Here is a 19,143-nt window from a genome sequence, read left to right as displayed (position 1 = left end):
AGTGCGTTATTAATAGTTCTGGTAGTATAAGCTTTAATAGGTCCAAAGATAATTCCAATGCCGATCGTTTTCTTGCAAAGATCGGACTCCTATTTCAATTCACACACAACTTTTGGGATTGATCCCCTATTTTGACAAAATGATAGCTGAACGAAATAAGATCAGCTCAAGGGTCTATTTGGAAACGGATTTTGGAAATAAGGAAGCACTATTAAAAAAAGAACATGAAGTCGTTAAAAGTGAACTTGTAGCATTTTCTGATTTCTGCATGGAGTGCAAGCCCCCAAAAAACCGTAAGAACTAATTGCCCATGGGCGACAGCCAATTTTAACTGATATAATTCCAAATATTTTTATATTTCACCAATTGCGTATAGGCATGAAGTATAATTGGGTATTTCTGCAAGCTAATATCTTCCTTTAAAATTTTTAGGGCATGGTATCTAGCCGTCTTTAGTATATCATTGTCCTTTATAATGTCCGCTATTTTTAAGTTAAGAACACCACTTTGTTGGGTTCCCATTAGATCACCAGGTCCCCTAAGTTTTAGATCTACTTCTGCAATCTGAAATCCATCATTCGTGCCCACCATGGTTTCCAATCTAGTCTTTGAATCGGAGGAAAGTTTGTGGCTTGTCATTAGTATACAAAAACTTTGGTCTGCTCCACGGCCAACCCTACCTCTTAATTGGTGTAGTTGCGACAACCCGAACCGTTCCGCGCTTTCAATAATCATTACCGAGGCGTTGGGGACATTAACACCTACTTCTATTACCGTTGTAGCCACCATAATATGGGTTTCCCCCTTAACAAAGCGTTCCATTTCATAGTCTTTGTCTGCAGGTTTCATTTTACCATGTACAATGGAAATCTGAAAATCTGGAAGCGGAAAATCTCTTGCTATACTCTCATAACCATCCATAAGGTCTTTATAGTCCAAAGCTTCAGATTCTTGGATTAATGGATAGACCACATAGACTTGCCGTCCCTTTTTAATCTCATCCCTTATAAATTGAAATACTTTTAGACGGTTGGAATCGTACCGGTGGACAGTTTTTATGGGTTTTCTTCCCGGAGGTAACTCATCTATAGTAGAAATATCCAAATCTCCGTATAGACTCATAGCCAAAGTCCGGGGAATAGGTGTGGCGGTCATTACCAAAATGTGGGGGGGCATATCGTTCTTGTGCCATAACTTCGCTCTTTGTGTAACACCAAATCTATGTTGTTCGTCCACAATGGCCAAGCCTAAATTTTGATATGCTACCTTATCCTCCAATAGGGCATGGGTACCTATTAAAATGTTCAGCTCGCCATTTTCCAATTGTTCATGGATTATCTTTCGTGCCGATTTCTTTACCGATCCAGTAAGTAGGGCTATGTTTACACCAAGACCTCCAAGGAGCTCCTTGATACCCATAAAGTGTTGGTTGGCCAAAATTTCTGTAGGGGCCATTAAACAGGCTTGGTAACCATTATCTATGGCCAACAGCATTGTCATTAGTGCCACAATCGTTTTTCCAGACCCTACATCTCCCTGCAGTAATCTATTCATTTGGGCATTACTCCCCAAATCTGCCCTAATCTCCTTTATTACCCTTTTCTGGGCATTGGTAAGCTCAAAGGGCAGGTGATGTTCATAAAAAGTTTTGAAAAGTGTCCCAACTTGATCAAAATTGTACCCCTTTATTTTTTGCTTATGTAATAAATTCTTGGAAATGAGCTGTAACTGTATATAGAATAATTCTTCAAACTTAAGCCGAAACTGGGCCTTGGCCAGTAGCTCTTGATTTCTTGGAAAATGAATATTAAACAGCGCTTCGCTTTTATTGATAAGGCTTAATTCACTTATAAGTCCAGGGGATAAAGTTTCAGTAAACTGACCCTTGGTCTCCATAAATAACTGCTGAATAAGTTTGTTGGTTACTCTATTGGTAATTCCCTTGTTAGCCAGTTTTTCTGTTGAGGGGTAAACAGGTTGCATGCTTATTTTTAAACCCTTTTTATGTTCTTCCATTAATTCCAATTCCGGATGGGGCATGGAATAGGTGCCATTGAACCAATTAACTTTGCCAAAGATGACATAGGGAATATTTAACTTTAGGTTTTCCCTGATCCATTTTTGGCCACGGAACCAAACCAGTTCAATATCGCCCGTATCATCAACAAATTTGGCTACTAAACGCTTTCCTTTTTTTTGCTCAACCGTTTTAATGTTGACAATCTTGCCGACAATTTGAACATCTGCACTGGTTCTTTGCAGTTGGTTAATTTTATAATATTGTGTTTTATCTATATAGCGATTGGGAAAAAGATTTATCAAATCCTGATAAGTCTGTATACCAAGTTCCGACTGTAAGGAATCTGCACGGTTGGGACCAACACCTTTTAGGTAAGCAATTGGCGTCTGTAGTACATTGGAATTCATCGGGATACACTTGATTATTGGTAGAAGTCTAATTAATAATTGTTGTTAATTAACTTAGGACTACTAGATTTAATGACCTATTTTTTTCAATAGACTAAAATAAGAGTTCCACCATACAAGTGCAAGTGTGTAATTATTATTCTCACGGTACTTTAGAAATAAAGGATAATAAAGCAACTGCATTCCTCTAAAAGGGGAATGCTTGAAATTTTCAATCTCGTTTTTTCCTTAACCCGAATACCATAATCATAACACCTAGAAGCAATAGTGAAGCACCCCACCACCAAATAATGTTGATGGAATTTCCCTTCATATCAATGGCTCCGTAATATGCAAAACCATTCCAATAGTAAGGTGATTTTTTAGCATTGGGAACATTCTTGTCCGTTAAGTAAGATAGTTTTGCTATATGGTTCGATTCAAATACAGATCCAGATGATTTAAGCGAATTGTAAAATCGGGACATTACCGAGGCTGTGCTCTGGTCGTTTACTTTCCAAAGTGAAAATAATACTGATGAGGCCCCGGCATACTCAAAACCACGTGCCACACTAATGGCTCCTTCCCCTTTTTGAAGTTTTCCAATTCCTGTTTCACAGGCACTTAAGATGATTGTTTTGCCGTTCATATCTAAACTATGTAGTTCAGGTAGGTACAGTAAATCATCATAGAATTGTACATGTGCCGGGACTACAAAATCGCCACTTCCGGCATGTGTCGATAGGTGAATTAGGTTATGGTTTTTTGATTTCTCAATAAAATTGTTTTTGGTTGCCTGAGACTCTAAAACCAATTCCGCAGACATAGTATCCCCTAGAAATTTGGCCTCTACTTCGGAATAAGATAATTCGTCGGGACTTCCTTTAAAAATGGGAAAAACACCTAAAACTGATATATTTTCGGTAATGGATGTTGCCTCCAAATAACGCTGCGCCTTTACAGCATATGCTACATTTTGTGTTACCGCTAAAAATGGCATTTTAGAAAACGACATTTCATTTGTCGCCTTGGTCAAAAGCGATTCAAAAGGAAGGAAGTTCAGCAATCCATCAGGAATTAGTACCAGATGTTTTTTATTTAAACCATTTTTCAACTGTAGAACTTCGAAGGTCTTATGAGCGGTTTTAGCAAAGTTGGATACATCATTGTTTATGGCATCGGGGCCATCAAATAGATGGACGAATTTTAAAATATGTGGGGTAAGTTCTTTGGTATTGGGAAGACGAAACATTCGTATTCCTAAATCATTAACTGTAAATAGATAGTTGCTTGTGCTGCCTAAAAAATAGGATTGCAGTATTGCTTCATCGGTTTTTAATTTCTGTTGCAGATCACCAAGAATTAGTTCTTTTTGAGGCGGTGTAGGCAAATTAGATCGGGCAATTTTTATCTGTTGGTCAATGCCGGCCAATTCTGAAGAAAAAGTCTCCAATATATCCTCACCCAAGTTTTTGAATTGCGCACGCAATAATTGATCGGTTAGCTTATCACGGGTTCTTAAGAGGTTTTCCAACTCAAAAGTTTCCCCAAAGGGATTTTTATCATTTTCATTACCCAATGCATTTCTTTCCATTAATACCGAAGCCTTGCCGTGTTCAGCATATTTAAAGGCTGTTTCGGCCCAAATCTGCTCCTTGGTGTCAGAATATTGCTTCCACAATAAATCGATACATTTTTCAGTGCGATGTTTTACCTCTGCCCGGTGTATAATTTTAGTTTCTTGGGAAGTATAGTCCTGTTGCAGCAAAGTAGTCACATAAAAAGCAAGGTCATAGGCCTTCAATGCATCCTCAAAAGTTGTTGCCGTAGCGGCGTAGGTATCAAAAATGCGTAGAAAATTACGATCGGGGAATATTATTGATTTGTCCGGCAACCCTTTTCCAGAATAGGAGGGAAGTAATACAGATAAAGCTTTTTGCAATGTATTTTGTGCTTCAAGGGTGTTACCGATTTCCAACAGTAATTCGGCCTCTTCTACCTGTAAGTTTACCCATTCACGGGCGGAGGTATTTTTATCATTTATAAGTGCTGTTTTCGCTTTATCAAAGTAATCCAAAGCTATTTCTACCTGGCCTTCTTTTAGTGCTATAAATGCGAGACTTTTATATGCATTTACATGGCTAACTCCAGATAATCTTATTATTTCGGATAACAACTGTTTTGCTTTATTAAAGCTTCCATTACGGAAATAAGCAGTGGCAAGGTTGTTTTTCAAAGAAGCAACAGCCTGTAGAGGAATATTTGTCTTCTTTAAAGTTTCGTTTAATAACAGATAAGACATTTCATATCTAGAAGTGGAATTATAAAGGGCCGATAATGACAATACAGTATTGAACAAAAGAGTATTATTTTCGGTCTTTATGGCATGGGAAGCACACTTCCTTAACAATTCTTCCGCCTTCAAATAGTCGCCCTGTCGTGTATATAGAGCTGCCAAAGGAACTACTGCATTTACATAAATATCGTAATCTGACAAATGATTGGATTCGAAACGATGATAGGCATCTTCGTAGTTTTCGGTGCTTTTGACCAAGTCTCCATTTTTTTCGAAATAATAGCCAAGATTACATCGTGCAATGACTAAAGTAAGTTGTTCATCACGCGAGTTGGCAGTTGAACTGAAGGAATGGGCAGAATTTTCGAGATGCTGGAGATTTTCAATTGTTGGACTGGCCACAAGGCTGTCCAACATATTGTATAGTTCATTCGTAGTTAGCTGGGCTGAACTCCAGAAGGGGAGTGCCCAGAAAACCAAGACGATTATTTTATTCAGGTTTTTCAATTAGAAGCGCCATAAGGCATAGAGTTGCCAATAGCTAAAATCTGTTTTATTATTCAGTACATACCTTGCGCCTACACTTGGTCCTAATCGGGGAAAACCTGCGGTGACATCGAACAAAATACCTGTCCTTAAGTTAGTAAAGGATTCTTTCACTGAATTGGAATCGGTCGTTGAATCGATTAGAAACTGATCCGTATCGCCTTCGTAGTTTTCAACAGTTACACTATTATTGGCCGTAGTGCTCATATTTACATTCGCCTGAATACCTGTACCAATACCAATATAGTTGTTGAGATTATATCTAAGTAAAACTGGCACCTCCCAATTTACACTTTTTTCTTCTGTCGATGTTATGGTTCGTTGTAACCCTTTGCCATTGGTCCTAGGGTCGTCAACGATCTGGTCCACACTAGTACCACTTGTGCTTGAGTTGAAACTATTGCTGAATTCCGCCTGACCATACAAACGATATGGTTTGTAGGGAGAGACCACAGCACTCATAAAATAGCTTTTTGCGTTTTCTACATTGGGGTAATAATTATACCCAGCTTTGACTCCAATAGAAATACCAGGAGTAAAACGGGTTGTGGCGTAGTTGGTAATAATAGGTTCGTTTTTATCAAAAATGATTGCTGTTCGGCTCTTCGTCTTCTTCTTATGGAAGTCTTTTGCAAAGCGGATGCTATATTTAACATACCCTTTGGTAGAATCCTTTTCCTGTACATTTTTCTGTTGCGTTCCTGGGAGGTAAATATTCTTAAAGGTAAATATGACCTTATTTTTCAGAAAGGTAGTATCCAAACAACTATATCGCACTGGTTCTTTTGGACATATAGGGCAAGCAGGATATTGGTCTTCCAATTTTAGGGTAGACATATCCAGCATTTCAGGAATATCTGTTTCCAAGCGAATGGTCCGTGCCGGTCCCTCCCCATTATTCTGAAATTTAATTTTGTATTTCAAGGTTTTAAAACGTACCAATCGGTAGTTCATCAATACTCCGTTGGATGACATTTTATTGGGGTCGTGGGAGGTCACGATTTCCATTTCCATATCTTTTACAGTATGGTCACTATAATTATTATCAGGAACGTAAATCCCTCGAACCGAAATAATGGCACTAGTATCTTTTATCATTTCAGGAGCTGTCCGCATGGTCAAAAAGATATTTCTTTCTTCGCCTGGCTGCATATTGTTAAATGAAATTGATTTTTGGGAGCGATAGTCCATTTTAGCTTCGTCCATACTTAGCGGTAGGTTCGTTTTTTTTGTGGAATCTTGTTGTTGGATGCCATAAGTAACGAATTCATTTTCAATGGATGCCAAGAATGTTTGGGTAGGGTTGCTAGTCGTATTATTCACAATTATATCCGTAGGTATCAAACTTTCACCATGATGCATCCTAATTTGTGGATCTAAAAAGTTATCGTTCTTGAACGCCATCTCGTTATAGAACAGATGAATGTTACCCGAGGAGGTATAGTTGTTGGTGTTCTTATAGCTTAGGATCATGACCATTTCTTCATTGATCATTGGTTCGCGATTGCGCTTAAGTATAAAATCTTCGGTCACACTTGCTACATCGTCCGCTGTATTTGTAATTTCGTTGATGACCACTTTTTTAGGTCTAGTGGCAGGTGGTTTTCCCGTATCGTAATTGTTGGTGGCCCAGAGTTTTGCCTCGTAGGTCCCTGTCTTTTTATAGCTGTGTTTCGGGTCCTTTTCGGTGCTATAGTTACCATCACCAAATTCCCAATAATAGCTGTAAAAGGCCTTTGGTGCTCCTGCTATTTGCTGTAGTGGCGGAGTATCCGAAAGAAAGGAAACCTCATTGCCATTGGCATCATAACCAATATTAGCGTAGCGCAGGATAGTATCGTTTACAATCAGCTCTTGTGCTTGGATAGTAAATCCGAATAAGAACAAGATAAGTAAGGTGAATTGTTTTTGCATTGGAGCGAAATTGGTTTTACGATTAAAAAACTCCCTAGTACCTAACGTTGTGACTAGCTCTTTGGTATATGTTAAAATTCTTTTGAAGGTTTAAACAATCAAAGACTGGTGGCCAGTATACCAGCCACCAGTCCTGAAGTTAAATCCAATTATATGAATAATGTATACCTTTCATTATGGCAGGTTGTTTATTAAGGTCTTAAGCTGGGTGTCGGATGCTGTTGCAGTATCCGTTAAATCAAAGCTTATTGTTCCATCGGCTACGATTGTCACAGCCTTTATAGCATATAACCAGTTACCGTTATCTTCGCTTACGAAAATGACATGAGCCTCCAAACCGATGGGTATTTGACCATAATGCTCGGTAAACAGTTCTAGATCTTCATCATATTTGTCCAAAAAAGCGAGGGCATTTGGTTCGCCATCGTAAGAGATATAGACAGCACTATTTTCATCGTTAAATCCTTCGGGAACGTCAACTAATAGTCCCGTTTTTGGTCTGGGGTCTCCAGCAAACCGGTCCACATTGGTCCATCCAAACTCTTGGAAGAAGGTATAATAGGCATCTCCCTGAGTTATACCTTTACCTATTTCAATACCAGGCATATTTCCCTCTTCATCACGAATTTCATCCCAAATAATATCATCACAGGCAATCGTAGAATCACAATCTTCGCCAATGGTTCCTTTCCATAATGACATTTGGTTATCAGCACCTCCTGTTAGGTCAACAGGAATAATTACTTGCATATTACAGCCTAAGACCAATTGATCCCCACCTTGAGTTGCATTGATGTAAAATTCACCGCCGGAAATCATAATAGCTTTCCCTCCATCATCCATTCTGCCCATTGTTGTTTTGTTGGTCAACAACATATTACCCCTGTCATATAATTCGACGATCTCAACAGCTACCTGCCCAGTAACGGCATTCCCGTTTTTTGTTAAACAAGCACCATTAATACTGATTTGGGTTCCGTTTTCGGTTGTAAAAACTCCCATTCCCGATGCATCGAACTGAAAATCCTGAATTAAATCTTCTAAAGCATCTGATTTCAAACCTGCAAATTCCTGTGGTGTTGCCGCTTGGAATAGTAGTCCAGGTTCAAAAGTCTGATCTTTTTCTTCTTTTGAACAACTGGCCAAGGTTAAAGCGCTCATGGCAAGCATTCCGAATAATTTTCGTATGTTTTTCATAATAAGTTATTTAAAGATTTGTATTATTTATCGTTTTACATCCTTATATCCACAGGGCTTTATTTTTGTTACCCTGTATTCAGTATTTTTAACATAAAACTTAATCCCTTCTCTGTTTTGGGTACCGTTTTAATTGAAGATTATGTCAATATAAGGGACACCAAAGTCAATTGCCGTTCCTCCGTTTTGATGAAATTTTGAACTTGTAATGGTCATTGATCCGTTAGTGTATGGAAAACTCATAGCATTATTAGTTGCCATTCGTCCAATTGTATTTCCTATACTAGCCCCCCAATTTGTTTGAATTCGTTTTATGGTATAGGAGGTTCCTGCTTGTAAACTAATAATTGCTGTAGGAGTTACATAAGAAGTTGCAGTATCGGAGAAGGTGTGGGAACCAGAGTAAATAATGGTTGTTGTATTGCTCTCCACTATTTCTATTACATAGGGTGTGGTTGCTATCCCAGGTTGACTTTGATAGCCTATTCCACAAACTTCTTCGGTTGTAGATAGTTCAAAAGTATATTCATGTATTTCCGTATCATAAGTTACTGTGTCCGTATGACCAGATGTAATCATATTTTGATATAGTGTTTGAAATTCTGAGGTTGAATTATCACAGTCTGAATCAGGAACATTGTTATCATCAGGGCTACAAGAAATAAAGCCGAAAACTAAAATCAAGATCAATTTTTTCATAATAAGTTATTTTAAGATTTGTATTGTTTATTGATTTACATCCTTATATCAACAGGACCTTATTATTGTTACCCTATTTTTAATTCTACTTAAGTTTTTTTCTAAATACTATAAATAGAAGGATGGACTTCAAAGAAGCCCTCCTTCTATTGTAAAAATCATAATGCTATGGCAAAGCGTTTATCATAGTGATCAGCTGGCTCTCAGTGGTGGTGGCCAAGTCGCTTTCTGTAATAACAATGGTGCCATCGGCAACAATGGTAACAGGGTTGATCGCATATAACCAACTACCGTTGTCTTCACTAACAAAGATGACATGGCATTCTAGACCAATAGGAATAATTCCGGTATGCTCAGAAAATAATCCGGTCTCAGGATCATAAGCATCCAAGTTCGCAAGTGAGCCTGCTTCACCATTATAGGACAGATACAATGCGCAGTTCTCATTGTTAAAACCTTCAGGTACTTCTGCCAACAAGTTGGTTTTTGGTCTTGGGTCACTCCAAAAACGATCCACGTTGGTCCAACCAAAGTTGTTAAAGAAGGCCATATAAGATGACTGGCCTGATGCACCCTGACCAATGTCTAAACCTTGGTTCTGACCATCACGTTTTTGCTCCACCCAAGTAACATCATCACATCCGGTTTCAATTTCACAGTCCATACCAATAATTCCGTCCCAAAGCGTCATATCATTATCGTCCCCACCTGTAAGAGCCGTTGGAACAATTACTTGTATAGGACATATAAGTTGTAGAACATCACCATTTTGTGTAGCTTCAATAAAAAATTCTCCTCCCGTTACTAAAAGGGCTTTATCTCCTGTAGGGGTAAGTCCCATAGTAGTTTTATTGGTAGCGAGCATCCTTCCTCTATCAAAAAGTTCAATTACTTCCACATCTACCATCCCTGAAACCGAACTACCATTGTTGGCCAAACAAGATCCATTCATGGTTATCTCAACACCGTTTTCGGTAGTGAAAGTACCTGAGCCATCAACATCGATTTGAAATGTTTGTTTTAGATTTTCCATGGAAGAAGCTTTTAAATCCGTAAAATCTTGGGGAGTAGCCCTTACGGGTATAATGTCCTCCAAATCGGTATCTCTGTTTGTATCTTTTTGGCAACTTGTTATCAAGGCCGCCGTCATTAAAAAAAGTCCTAAAATTTGTTTTGCATTTTTCATGATATTTATTTTTAAATTAAAATGATTTTTTATTGTTCTCCCTTATATCAAAACAGTTTCAATTTTGTTACCCTATTATTTTGAGATATTTTAATTGTCTTCAATTTTATAAGGGATACGGCTAGATTATTTAATGAGCCCCAAGTGATTTCCTTCATCAATTGTTATCTATTTTATTAGGATAAGCTGAACCATTATGGTAAAATAGAAAGCCTTTAAATCAGGAAAGAATACATTGTCACCATATCTGGGAATCTTATAGAGTTGATATTCACAGACCTATATAGTTTTGTAAAAAAGAACTCATAGTTTTGTTACTTTAGGGGAAATTTTTAGTGAATGGCAAAAGCAAATGTCCATCCGGATCAGAAGTATATAGAGGGGTTATTGATGAACAGCCCTTTGGTGATTAAAAGCATCTATGCCCGTTTTGTACCAAAAGTGGTCGGGTATATCAAAAAAAATAGCGGCAATGAAGATGCCGCCAAAGATGTTGTGCAAGAGGTATTGGTTACCATTTACAATCAGGCTAAACATAAAGGTCTGCAATTGACCTGTCCGTTCGACGCCTATTTTTTCTTACTCTGTAAACGGCGATGGTTGAACGAAATCAAAAAAAGTTCTTTAAAGGAGGTAACAATAAACGAAGAAGTGATATCTATTAATGACGATGCATTGCAACTTGCTGATGAATTTGAGATCGAAAAACAAAAGAAAGTGGTTTTCGATCGCATGTTTCAAAAATTAGGAGACGCCTGCAAAGACCTTTTAAAAACTACTTTCGAAATAAAATCAATGGAAGAAGTAGCTCAAAAATTAGGTGTTACTTATGCCTATGCACGCAAAAAGAAATCATTGTGCATTGGCGAATTGACTCGAATGGTGCAGGAATCGTCGGAATATAAAAACCTAAAAGCCTAAAATCATGAACGAATTGGATTTAGAATTATACGAAGCATATCTGGACAGGACCCTTGATTCGAAAGCCCGAAAGGACTTCGAGGCCCGTTTGGTAGGAGATGAATCTTTCAAGGCATCTTTTGAAGCCTATAAGGAAACTTCTACATATTTATCTGAAAAGTTCACTGACTTGGAAGATCTTACCGCTTTTGAACAAAACCTTGAAACTTTGGGGAAGGAGCATTTTGAAGAAAAAGCGCCAACGAGCTTTAAGACTGTAATTTGGAAGTATGCGGCGGCAATTGTACTATTGATTTCCATTGGAGGGTATTTGCTAATGAATAATAATCAGCCACAGTATAACGATTTTGCAACCCAGCAAACTATCTCTTTGGTTCAGAGAAGTAATGGAGATCCTTTGGCCAAGAAAGCTGAGGATGCTTTTAATAATAAGTCTTATATGGAGGCTACTGATTATTTTAGCGAACTATTGCGTAATGATTCCAACAGGCAAGAATTGTTATTGTATAGAGGTATTGCCCAAATTGAAATCGAGGCCTATGACAGTGCTGATAAAGATTTGGACAAATTAGCCTCAGGTACGTCGGTTTATAAAAATGAAGCATTGTGGTACAAAGCATTGTCACTTTTAAAGCAAAAGAAGTACGATGCTTGTAAGCTGGTCTTGGTCAAAATTCCACCGACTGCCGATGAATACGATAAGGCACAAGATTTGCTAGATAAATTATAATGTATATTTCTTAATAAATTGAACATGGCAATAACACGGGCCTTATATTTGTAATATGAGGCATCCCCTTTTCTTTCTTCTTTTTTTGATAACCTTCGTTGTTTCTGCACAACATCAGGACCAGGTAGATTTTCTTCGCGCTAAGGTCGATATAAGTATTGATCCCAAGCAAGAAACCATTAGCGGAATTGTAACCTATGAATTGAAGGCCTTGCAAAAAGTGGATTCCATTTTTTTGGATGCCCAAAATCTGCAATTAATGGAGGTTAGGCTCAATAACAAAAAGGTTAAGGCCATCAATAATGGTAAAAATATTATCATTCATAAAAAATTTAAAGCCAATAAATCTTATTCCTTGAAAATAAAATACGTTGCCAAACCTAAACAAACAGTGTATTTTTTGGGATGGGCGGATGAGATACCCGGGAACGAGCAGGTCTGGACCCAGGGACAAGGAAAATATACAAGCCACTGGCTTCCCAGTTTTGACGATATGACCGAAAAGGTTGAGTTTGATTTGGACATCACCTTTGATAGGAACTTTGAGGTAATTGCCAATGGTGCCTTATTAGGAACAAAGGAACTTGACTTACTAAAAAAATGGAGTTTTAATATGGAAGGGCCTATGAGCAGTTATTTATTGGCTTTTTCCATAGGCAACTACCATAAAAAACAGATTTTATCGAGTAGGGGAGTACCCATTGGGTTATATCACTACCCCAGGGATAGTTCTTTGATAGAACCTACTTATAGATTTACCAAGGAGATATTTGATTTCCTCGAGACTGAAATCGGAGTCGATTATCCTTGGCAAAATTATAATCAGATTCCTGTCCGTGATTTTCTTTATGCGGGAATGGAAAATACGGGCACCACAATTTTTTCGGATACTTATGTAATGGATTCCATAGCCTTTAAGGACAGAAATTACGTAAATGTAAACGCCCATGAAATGGCACATCAGTGGTTTGGTGATTTGGTTACCGAAGTGGATGGAAGCAGTCATTGGCTTCATGAAGGTTTTGCCACCTATTATGCCCTCCTAGCAGAAAAAGAGCTTTTTGGAAAAGAATATTATTATTGGAAATTATACGAATCGGCGATCGAATTACAGGCCTTATCCAAAAAGGAGATGGGAGAGTCCCTTATTGATCCAAAAGCTGGGAGTCTTACTTTTTATGAAAAGGGTGCTTGGGCATTACATGTACTAAGGGAACAATTAGGGGAGGAAGATTTCAAGAAAGGTATTCAGCAGTATTTAAACAAGTACGCCTATAGAAATGCAACGGTGAACGACTTTATTAAGGAAATGGAGTTGGCGAGTGGCGACGATTTAAAGGATTTTCAGAATCGATGGTTAGTGGAAAAGGAATTTCTATTTACTGAGGCAAAGCTAAGTTTGATTCGAGAATCGCAGGATTTAAAGAATTTTTTCGACCTGCAAAAAGAAGTAATGATAAGTAGTGCGGACAATGAGTCCATTATAAAAAGGTATTGGGAAAGCACAAAATCCGTTCAATTAAAATCCAAAATAATCAATACCTATTATAAATCTCTATCCGAGAATTTTATAAGTGGGGTATTAGGGAATAATGATATTATGGTTCGCCAGGCGATAGCACTCTCATTAGAGCAGATACCATTAAACCTGAAGTCTGGTTTTGAATCCCTTTTGGAAGATGAAAGCTATATTACCAAAGAGACGATGCTTTACAAATTATGGATAAATTATCCAGCAGATAGAGGCAAATATTTAGACAAGACCAAAAACATAGAAGGCTTTTCTAATAAGAATATCCGATTATTATGGCTCACCTTGGCCTTGCTAACCAAAGATTATGAACCCAATAACACCAATGATTATTATTTGGAGCTTAGTGGATACACCTCCCCAAAGTACACTTATGAAGTACGGCAGGTGACATTTCAATTTTTGGAGGAATTGATAGGTTTTTCGGATAAGAATTTGTTGGATTTAATAAATAGTACCCAGCACCATGCTTGGCAATTTAGAAAATACGCACGGACACTATTGGACCAACTTTTGGAACAAAAGGAATATAGGGACCGAATTGACGAGTTGAAAGTAAAATTAAATGCGGAGGAATTGCGTTATATTAGCAACAAACTGATTTCGGAATGAGAGCAATGGTTATTTCTGGTGGTGGTAGCAAGGGTGCATTTGCTGGTGGTGTAGCTCAATACCTGATGCAGGAAATGAATCACAAATACGATTTGTTTTTGGGTACTTCTACGGGCAGTTTGCTAATATCTCATCTGGCGCTTCAAAAAATAGAGAAAATTAGGCAGGTTTATACTTCCGTTAATCAAAATGATATTTTTAGTAATTGCCCCTTTGTAATTAAGAAAAAATATGGAATTGAGACGATTGGAATACATCATATTAATGTGATGAAAAATTTTTTTAAGGGAAGTAAGACCTTTGGGGAAAGTCATAATTTATTGGAATTGATCAAGAATACCATTTCCATAGCCGAATTTGAGCATTTGAAAAAGGAACCTCTTGATATTGTGGTAACCGTTTCCAATTTATCATTAAACCAAGTAGAATATAAATCCATAAACAATTGTACCTATGAGGAGTTTTGTGAATGGATTTGGGTTTCTTGTAATTACACCCCATTTATGAGCTTGGTAAAGAAAAATGGTTGTGAATATGCAGATGGGGGTCTAGGCAGTATGGTACCTATTGAGGAAGCCATTAGAAGAGGGGCAACGGTAGTGGATGCCATTATATTGCAAACCGAGGTTACACAATTAAATAGAATGCCATCCAAAAATGTATTTTCATTACTAACCAGTATGTTTGCTTTTATGCTGGATAGAATAGAACAACAAAATATCAGGATAGGCAAGTATGTGGCCAACCACAATAATGCCATTATCAATTTCTACTATACACCAACGGTACTCACAACCAACTCACTTATATTTGAAAAGGAAAAAATGACTGTATGGTGGGAAAGTGGATTTAATTTTGCCAAGCATAAAAATTCGGAGACCAACCAAATAGAGACTGCAATTATATGAAAGCACTGGTGATAAGTGGGGGAGGAAGTAAGGGTGCCTTTGCAGGTGGAGTGGCCCAATACTTAATGGAAGTGGAAAAACGGGAATATGACATTTTAGTAGGCACCTCTACGGGAAGTCTTTTAATTCCGCAATTGGCTTTAAATAAAATTGGGAAGCTATATGATATTTACACCAATGTTAACCAACGCTCAATTTTTAGTCTAAATCCCTTTATAGTAAGAAAAAAGGGCGATCGCGAATATGTTTCTATAAATTTTTTGACCACTTTTCTCCAATTTATAAAGAGCAAACGTACTTTTGGGGAGAGTAAGGCCTTGCGTAGGACCATAAGAAAGAATTTTACCGTTAAGGAATTTCAAAAGATAAAAGAAAGCCATAAGGATGTGGTGGTAACAGTTTCCAACCTTTCTAAAAACAGGATAGAATATAAATCCATAAAGGATTTTTCCTATGATGAGTTCTGTGATTGGATTTGGATTTCCTGTAACTATATTCCCTTTATGTCATTGGTTAAAAAGGACGGATTTGAATATGGCGATGGTGGTTTGGGCTGTGTTGTTCCCATTAGGGAGGCAATTAGAAGGGGAGCTACAGAGATAGATGCTATAATCTTGGAATCCGAAAATATGGATCATAATAAGGTCTTGGGCAAAAATCCGTTTTCCCTAATGTTGAGCATATACGGGTTTGTCTTGGACCAGATAGAATACCATGATATTTCGGAAGGGGTATTGGCCGCAAAGCATAAAGGAGTGCAATTAAACTTATATTACACCCCCATTAAACTTACAGAAAATTCCTTAATTTTCAACAAAAAACTCATGTCCCAGTGGTGGCAACAAGGTTATAGTTATGCCGAGGATAAATTTTCTAGTGGTACCTAATTCAACTTCAATTTACCAAAGTTCCCCAATTTCTTTTTTAACGTAGGACAAGGCTGTGGCGGATGGTGAATGTTTTTCCATGGTTTCATTTAAAACGTCCTCACGTAATTTATCTGCCGAATCGGATTCGCTCATTCCTGCTTTTCTGATCATTTGGATGGTAGCACTTTTTGCCGCCTTAATGATATTCCAACATTCATCGGTCATATAAATCTGCTGGGATAAGTTATGCTCAAATTCAGTTTCAATACTCTTGATCAACAAATTTTCATAATCATTTTTGTTGTTATTTTTTGGTCCAACCCGAACTACCAAACTAGGGATAGCAATTCGTTCCAGAAACAGCGCCATTCTTTCATAGGCCTGTAGTCTAATGGGCAAGGTATCTTTTTGACTGTCTTTGTGCAATAGGTATCGTCTTCTTCCTTCTTCGTTCCTGGTGTGTAACCTGAAAAAATAAAAGGCAACCATTCCGGTTACAACAGCTGGTAGTAAATAGGCAAAAAGTTTAAAAATTTCCTCTCCGTTCATTTTGTATTGGTATTTTTTGGTTTGTAGAATGTTAAACGGTTTATTCCCTTAAAAATTATGAAGGGATTTAAATTTTGCCCTATACATTTAAATGGAGGAGATTCTAACATGGCCAAAAAAAAAGCGCTTAATAGCGCTTTTTAAATTATTGAGTCTATTTCATACTCTCTTTAACCAATTTATAGAATTCATAAAATTTTGGTTGCACTATAATCTCTGTGGATGTTTCAATGGTATAAAGCCCTAATTCCGATATTCCGGTCGCAATGATTCGTTTGGGCTCTATTTGATATTTACTTTCCAGTATTCTGGCTATGGCCGCAGCCTGTTGTGTACCGATCTCCCAGTTGTTGGACTTATTATCTTTGGATTCAACCAAATTACTGTTACTAACAACTTGAATATCCATCGTAGGATTCGCTTTTAAGACAGCACCAATTTTAGCAATAATTGCTTCTGCCTTTTCCTGTACTTTAAAATTCTTAACGTTATCGCCGAAAACATAACTATTTTCCATTACAACGGCTACGGCTCCATTGCTCACTGTAATTTTAGGATCACTGCCCAACGTTTGTTTAAATTGAGTAAATACGGCAAGGATAATTGAATCGCGGCTGCTTAGTTCATCATTGATTACTCTTAATTGCCCTTCCTTTTTAACTAGACTTTCTAGCGTACTATTAATATGATTAGACCTTTTATTAGAAGCCTCCGTAAAACTATTTAAGTTTTTTAATAGGTTGGCATTAGTTTCTTTAAGTTCATCAACCTGCGCCTCGTAAGATTCAACTTTGGCAGACGCAATCCTTTCCTCCCGTTTCAATTCTGACAGTCCAGTTTCAGCTTCCCTAACTCGAGTCCTAAGATTATCCACTTCCAGAATAAGGTCCTTTTTGCTTTGTGCATGGCTAATAGTAATGTACATTAATAAAACTAGAGTGGTAAAAATGTTTCTTCTCATGGATAAAATTTGTTTATAGACTATTTGGGTACTTATTAATTAGTTGATTTCCTGCAAGGTTATAAAATTTCATTTCGCGAGCAAATTTAATATTTAAATTAATTGGGTGCCTCTCTTATTTTTTAAATAATATTTTCGTTCCAAATAAGGGAAGTCCTACAAATCCTTAAAGCTAGAAAATGGCACCAAAGTTTTGTGTGACCATTATAGTTGCACCAGAGTATTTAAGCAGGTATACATATTTCAATTTTATAGTTGATTTTATTGGTGAGTCCTTGGTTTATTTATGTTTTTTCACTGGTTCAAGTAATCCAAACTCATTTCAGTAAGTACCTTAACCCCTAGAATCAATCCATTTTCATCGATACTAAAATCGGGGGTATGGTGTGGAAAGGGTGTTGTGCTGCCAGGTGTCATACCACCTAAAAAGAAATAAAAGCCAGGCACTTTTTCTTGAAAAAAACTAAAATCTTCACCTCCAGTTATTGCTTTTATTAATTTTACATGCTCAGTACCCGCCACTTTTTGCAAAGTAGGTAGCATTTCTTCGGTTAGTTTTTCATCATTATAGGTAATGGCTGTTTTATTTTCAAATTCTATCGTTGCAGACCCACCATAAGTTTTAGCAAGACCTTCGGTCATTTCAGTCATACGGCGAATAATCAGCGCTTTCATATCGGCATCTAGTGTACGTACAGTTCCGATCATTTCGGCACTTTCTGGAATAATATTAAAGCGAACTCCCGAAGTTATTTTTCCTACAGTAATTACTGCAGGTTCAACGAGTAAATTAGATTCTCTACTTATGATCGATTGATACCCATCTATAATTTTTGCCGAAATATAGATTGGATCAACCCCATCCCAGGGCTCTGAACCATGGGTCTGCTTCCCTTTTACTTTAACTACAAAGCGTTCTACAGCAGCCATAGTACCACCAGGTTTGTAGGCAATTGTTCCCACAGGTATACCACTATCAATATGTAATCCAAAAATGGCATCTACATCGGGATTTTTAAGTACACCTTCCTTGATCATTAAGAGTGCACCTCCCTCTTCACCAGGTGGTGGTCCTTCTTCCGCAGGTTGAAAAATAAACTTTACCGTTCCTTTAATTTTGTCTTTATTGTAGGCCAGGATTTCTGCAACACCCATAAGAATGGCAGTATGGGTATCATGGCCACATGCGTGCATAACGCCTGTTTCTTGACCAAGAAATTCTGAAATTACTATGGATTTAAACGGAAGGTCGTTTCTTTCGGTAACTGGAAGTGCATCAATATCTGCCCTCAAAGCTAATACCTTCCCCTTTTTATTTCCTTTTAGGATCCCTACGACCCCAGTTTTAGCAACTCCAGTTTGAACCTCTATTCCTAAAGATTTTAAATGCGCTGTTATTTTTTCGGCCGTTTTGAACTCCCTGTTCGATAGTTCCGGATTTTGATGAAAATCCCTCCTCCAATCGATTACCTTTTGTTCTACACCCTTAAATTCCTTTTCAAGATTATATTTTTGGGCCCAGGAGCTGAAACAGCAAAAAAGCAACGTGATAATTAAGTGATATTTCATAACATTAAATGGGATTTAAAGTTTAAAGGGGAAAATTGATTTTATCATAGCCACCATTTCAGGTATAATCAAATTGTAATTGTGATGGCTAAGAGGAGCAGCGGCATACATAAAAAGTTCTTGTCCTTAAATTGTGGATTGAAGGATAAATATATTCAAAATAGAACTATTTACAGGATTCATTCATCATAAATATTAAAGTTGATTTTTTGATAAGGCTATTTATGGTTAAATTCACCGATTGTAACT

General features: G+C 37.4%; 15 protein-coding genes. 6 read left to right on the top strand and 9 right to left on the bottom strand.

From position 1 onward, the window contains the following. The first annotated feature begins 139 nt into the window (after window positions 1–139). Window positions 140–304, top strand: a complete 165-nt coding sequence (locus CWD90_RS23120; RefSeq protein WP_157941289.1) for a hypothetical protein — start codon at window positions 140–142, stop codon at window positions 302–304. 23 nt (window positions 305–327) lie between these two features. Here CWD90_RS23120 and recG read toward each other — a convergent pair whose 3' ends face one another. From recG to CWD90_RS20950, 6 genes are all read right to left on the bottom strand, one after another. Next, window positions 328–2,427, bottom strand: a complete 2,100-nt coding sequence (recG, locus tag CWD90_RS20975) for an ATP-dependent DNA helicase RecG (protein ID WP_103478018.1) — start codon at window positions 2,425–2,427, stop codon at window positions 328–330. Between the two features lie 211 nt (window positions 2,428–2,638). Further along, complete coding sequence (locus CWD90_RS20970; RefSeq protein ID WP_103478017.1) at window positions 2,639–5,209, bottom strand: CHAT domain-containing protein; 2,571 nt, start codon at window positions 5,207–5,209, stop codon at window positions 2,639–2,641. Continuing rightward, entirely contained in the window at window positions 5,210–7,162 is a 1,953-nt protein-coding gene (locus CWD90_RS23670) for a PKD domain-containing protein (protein ID WP_103478016.1), read from the bottom strand. A gap of 174 nt (window positions 7,163–7,336) precedes the next feature. Then, a complete protein-coding gene (locus CWD90_RS20960; RefSeq protein WP_103478015.1) occupies window positions 7,337–8,359 on the bottom strand; it encodes a hypothetical protein in 1,023 nt (340 codons plus the stop codon). Between the two features lie 129 nt (window positions 8,360–8,488). Beyond that, window positions 8,489–9,058, bottom strand: a complete 570-nt coding sequence (locus CWD90_RS20955; RefSeq protein ID WP_103478014.1) for a hypothetical protein — start codon at window positions 9,056–9,058, stop codon at window positions 8,489–8,491. A gap of 166 nt (window positions 9,059–9,224) precedes the next feature. Then, entirely contained in the window at window positions 9,225–10,244 is a 1,020-nt protein-coding gene (locus tag CWD90_RS20950; protein WP_103478013.1) for a hypothetical protein, read from the bottom strand. A 339-nt stretch (window positions 10,245–10,583) separates the two neighbouring features. Between CWD90_RS20950 and CWD90_RS20945 the strand changes: the two genes are divergently transcribed. Genes CWD90_RS20945 through CWD90_RS20925 form a run of 5 tightly spaced genes read left to right on the top strand, consistent with a single transcriptional unit; the run spans window position 10,584 to window position 15,833 of the window. Then, window positions 10,584–11,165: an RNA polymerase sigma factor gene (locus tag CWD90_RS20945; protein ID WP_103478012.1), complete on the top strand. Its 582-nt coding sequence runs from the start codon at window positions 10,584–10,586 to the stop codon at window positions 11,163–11,165. 4 nt (window positions 11,166–11,169) lie between these two features. After that, window positions 11,170–11,895: a hypothetical protein gene (locus tag CWD90_RS20940; protein ID WP_103478011.1), complete on the top strand. Its 726-nt coding sequence runs from the start codon at window positions 11,170–11,172 to the stop codon at window positions 11,893–11,895. 55 nt (window positions 11,896–11,950) lie between these two features. After that, complete coding sequence (locus CWD90_RS20935) at window positions 11,951–14,038, top strand: M1 family metallopeptidase (RefSeq protein WP_103478010.1); 2,088 nt, start codon at window positions 11,951–11,953, stop codon at window positions 14,036–14,038. Further along, window positions 14,035–14,946 carry a patatin-like phospholipase family protein gene (locus CWD90_RS20930; protein WP_103478009.1) on the top strand — a complete coding sequence of 304 codons (912 nt, stop codon included), beginning with the start codon at window positions 14,035–14,037 and terminating at the stop codon, window positions 14,944–14,946. The genes CWD90_RS20935 and CWD90_RS20930 overlap by 4 nt, the downstream gene beginning before the upstream one ends. Beyond that, window positions 14,943–15,833, top strand: coding sequence for a patatin-like phospholipase family protein (locus CWD90_RS20925; RefSeq protein ID WP_103478008.1), 891 nt, complete (start codon window positions 14,943–14,945; stop codon window positions 15,831–15,833). Before CWD90_RS20930 ends, CWD90_RS20925 begins: the two co-directional genes overlap by 4 nt. A gap of 12 nt (window positions 15,834–15,845) precedes the next feature. Here CWD90_RS20925 and CWD90_RS20920 read toward each other — a convergent pair whose 3' ends face one another. The 3 genes from CWD90_RS20920 to CWD90_RS20910 form a co-directional block, all read right to left on the bottom strand. Beyond that, window positions 15,846–16,364: a DUF7935 family protein gene (locus tag CWD90_RS20920; protein WP_103441910.1), complete on the bottom strand. Its 519-nt coding sequence runs from the start codon at window positions 16,362–16,364 to the stop codon at window positions 15,846–15,848. A 154-nt stretch (window positions 16,365–16,518) separates the two neighbouring features. After that, window positions 16,519–17,325: an OmpA family protein gene (locus CWD90_RS20915; protein WP_103478007.1), complete on the bottom strand. Its 807-nt coding sequence runs from the start codon at window positions 17,323–17,325 to the stop codon at window positions 16,519–16,521. A gap of 294 nt (window positions 17,326–17,619) precedes the next feature. Continuing rightward, window positions 17,620–18,894 carry an amidohydrolase gene (locus CWD90_RS20910; RefSeq protein WP_103478006.1) on the bottom strand — a complete coding sequence of 425 codons (1,275 nt, stop codon included), beginning with the start codon at window positions 18,892–18,894 and terminating at the stop codon, window positions 17,620–17,622. Between the last annotated feature and the right edge of the window lie 249 nt (window positions 18,895–19,143).

It is taken from the genome of Arenibacter catalasegens (genome assembly GCF_002909235.1).
Taxonomy (GTDB): Bacteria; Bacteroidota; Bacteroidia; order Flavobacteriales; family Flavobacteriaceae; genus Arenibacter; species Arenibacter catalasegens.
Note: the sequence above shows the minus strand (reverse complement) of the source record. Positions and strands in the feature narration are given on the sequence as shown.